We start from the raw sequence: 2,842 nt of genomic DNA, 5'->3' as shown, positions 1-2,842 counted from the left end.
CGGCCGAGCACCGCGGGCGGCCCCGGGAGGCCGAGGGGGAGGGGGTGCGCGAGAGGGCTCCGGTGCGGTCGGGCCCCAAGCGGTGCCCGTGGTCCGGAACCGCGCAGCCGCACACCGGGCGGGACCGGAACGGTTCCTCCCGGCCCGGCCGTGCCGCCGCGCGTGCGGAGCGGAACCGGACCGGTCGTTCCGGGCGCGAGCACGGCCCCGTTCCCGCGGAGCCGGACGTGACGGCCGCGCGGCGGCACGGCCCCTGCCGCGTCCGTCCTGCCGCACCCGCCGCACAGGTGGATCGCCGCCACAGGACGGGTAGGGTCCGTGGCGTACTGTGCTTCAGCCGCAACGCGGCGCTGGGGCAGTTCAAGGACCGGCCCGATGCCATAAGGCGGGCTGCCGCTTACGTGGAAGGAATCGCGTGGAAGCCAACACTCGCAGCACCGGGCGTCTGCCGGCTGCCTTCCTGACCCCCGGGTCGTCGTCCTTCATGGACTTCCTGTCGGAGCATCAGCCGGAGATGCTTCCGGGGAAGCGGCAACTGCCGCCCGTCCAGGGTGTGGTCGAGGCGCCGCACGGGACCACGATCGTCGCCGTGAGCTTCCCCGGCGGCGTCGTGCTCGCCGGTGACCGCCGGGCCACCATGGGCAACGTCATCGCCCAGCGGGACATCGAGAAGGTGTTCCCCGCGGACGAGTACTCGGCGGTGGGCATCGCCGGCACGGCGGGGCTCGCCGTGGAGATGGTGAAGCTGTTCCAGCTGGAGCTGGAGCACTTCGAGAAGGTCGAGGGCGCGCAGCTGTCACTGGAGGGCAAGGCGAACCGGCTGTCGGCCATGATCCGGTCCAACCTCGGGATGGCGATGCAGGGCCTGGCCGTGGTCCCGCTGTTCGCGGGGTACGACGTGGACCGGGACAAGGGGCGGATCTTCTCCTACGACATCACGGGCGGGCGCTCGGAGGAGCAGGGTTACGCGGCCACCGGTTCCGGTTCGGTCTTCGCGCGCAACGCCATGAAGAAGCTCTTCCGGAGCGACCTGAACGAGTCCGAGGCGACCACCCTGGTGGTGCAGGCCCTGTACGACGCCGCGGACGACGACTCGGCGACCGGCGGTCCCGATGTCGCCCGCCGGATCTACCCGATCATCACGGTGATCACCGAGGACGGCTTCCGCCGGCTCACCGAGGACGAGGCGTCCGGGATCGCCCGGTCGGTGCTGGAGCGGCGGCTGGAGCAGCCGGACGGTCCGCGCGCCGCGCTGCTGTAGGGCACGCGGTTCGTTTGTGACGGTCCCTCACCCAGCCTCCATCCAGTGACTTCGACAGAAAGGGACGGTTGACCCGTGTCGACGCCGTTCTACGTCTCACCCCAGCAGGCGATGGCCGACCGGGCGGAGTACGCCCGCAAAGGCATCGCGCGCGGCCGCAGCCTGGTCGTGCTGCAGTACGCCGACGGCATTGTGTTCGTCGGCGAGAACCCGTCCCGCGCGCTGCACAAGTTCAGCGAGATCTACGACCGGATCGGCTTCGCCGCCGCCGGCAAGTACAACGAGTACGAGAACCTGCGGATCGGCGGGGTGCGCTACGCCGATCTTCGGGGCTACACCTACGACCGGGACGACGTGACCGCCCGGGGCCTGGCGAACGTGTACGCGCAGACCCTGGGCACGATCTTCTCGAGTGCGGCGGAGAAGCCGTACGAGGTGGAGCTGGTGGTGGCCGAGGTCGGCGAGACCCCGGAGGGCGACCAGATCTACCGGCTGCCGCACGACGGCTCCATCGTCGACGAGCACGGCTCGGTGGCGGTGGGGGGCAACGCGGAGCAGATCAGCGGCTACCTGGACCAGCGGCACCGGGACGGCATGACGCTGGCCGAGGCGCTGGCGCTGGCGGTGCAGTCGCTGTCGCGGGACACCAACGGCAGTGAGCGGGAGATTCCCGCGGAGCGGCTGGAGGTGGCGGTGCTGGACCGCACGCGGCCGCAGCAGCGGAAGTTCAAGCGCATCACCGGGCGGCAGCTGGCGCGGCTGCTCGCGGCGGACGGCGCGGAGACGGCGTCCGAGGCCGAGGCCGACGTGGAGGCGGAGGACGAGGCGGGGGGCGCGTCCGGGGGTCCGTCCGAGGGCACGCCGGGAGGCGGGAAGTAGGCCGACCGGCCGCTCCCGGGCCCGTCCGGGTGAGCCGGCGGGTCCGCGGGGTCCGGCGGGGGTGTGCGTCCGCGGTGCGGGCGGACGCCCCCGTCCGTCGTGTCAGGGCCGTGGCGCGGGCGGGGCCGTCGATCCCCGGACCACCAGGTGGACGGGGATGTCTCCGGCCTCGGGGGTCCGGTGGTCGAGGACCGCGAGGAGGGTCCGCATACCGCGTTCGCCGAAGAGTTCCGCGTCGAGGCGGACCGTGGTGAGTTCCGGGTCGAGGGCCGTGGCCAGGGCCAGGTCGTCGAGGCCGGTGACGGAGAGGTCGTCGGGGACGCGCAGGCCGAGCCGGCGGGCCGCCTTGTAGGTGCCGGCCGCGAGCTGGTCGTCGTCGCAGACGACGGCGGTGGGGCGGCCGGGGGCGGCCAGCGCGGTGTGGGCGGCGGTGACGGCGCCCTGGATGGAGATGGGCGACCGGGCGGTGCGCAGGGTCGTGCCGGGGACCGCGGCCAGCCCGGCCGCCAGTTCGCGGGCGCGCACGTCGAAGGTCCAGGAGGGGACGTCCGCCGCCAGGTGGAGGATGTCGCGGTGACCCAGGTCCAGGAGATGGCGGGTGAGCTGCCGGACGCCGTCGGCGATGTCGAGGTTGACCGTCGCGGCGCCCAGCTCCCCCTGGTCATGCTCGACAGCGACCCCGGGAGCCCCCTGGGCGCCGCG

Annotated in this window: 4 protein-coding genes; 3 read left to right on the top strand and 1 reads right to left on the bottom strand. The window is 73.2% G+C overall.

Going from position 1 to position 2,842, the window contains the following annotated elements:
• The first annotated feature begins 44 nt into the window (after positions 1–44).
• From AOK18_RS35255 to prcA, 3 genes are all read left to right on the top strand, one after another.
• On the top strand, positions 45–464 hold the full coding sequence (locus tag AOK18_RS35255) for an endonuclease domain-containing protein (RefSeq protein WP_079105138.1): 420 nt from the start codon (positions 45–47) through the stop codon (positions 462–464).
• On the top strand, positions 416–1,261 hold the full coding sequence (gene prcB, locus AOK18_RS23320; RefSeq protein ID WP_055571808.1) for a proteasome subunit beta: 846 nt from the start codon (positions 416–418) through the stop codon (positions 1,259–1,261). The genes AOK18_RS35255 and prcB overlap by 49 nt, the downstream gene beginning before the upstream one ends.
• A gap of 75 nt (positions 1,262–1,336) precedes the next feature.
• The gene (gene prcA, locus AOK18_RS23315; RefSeq protein WP_055695613.1) at positions 1,337–2,140 is read left to right on the top strand and encodes a proteasome subunit alpha; all 804 of its coding nucleotides are present in this window, start codon (positions 1,337–1,339) and stop codon (positions 2,138–2,140) included.
• A 102-nt stretch (positions 2,141–2,242) separates the two neighbouring features.
• Here the strand turns inward: prcA and AOK18_RS23310 are convergent.
• Positions 2,243–2,842: LacI family DNA-binding transcriptional regulator (locus AOK18_RS23310; protein WP_167738731.1), on the bottom strand; the 600-nt coding region annotated here is incomplete at its 5' end.

It is taken from the genome of Streptomyces prasinopilosus (genome assembly GCF_001419695.1).
Lineage (GTDB): Bacteria > Actinomycetota > Actinomycetes > Streptomycetales > Streptomycetaceae > Streptomyces > Streptomyces prasinopilosus.
This window is presented reverse-complemented; position numbering and strand designations above follow the sequence as displayed.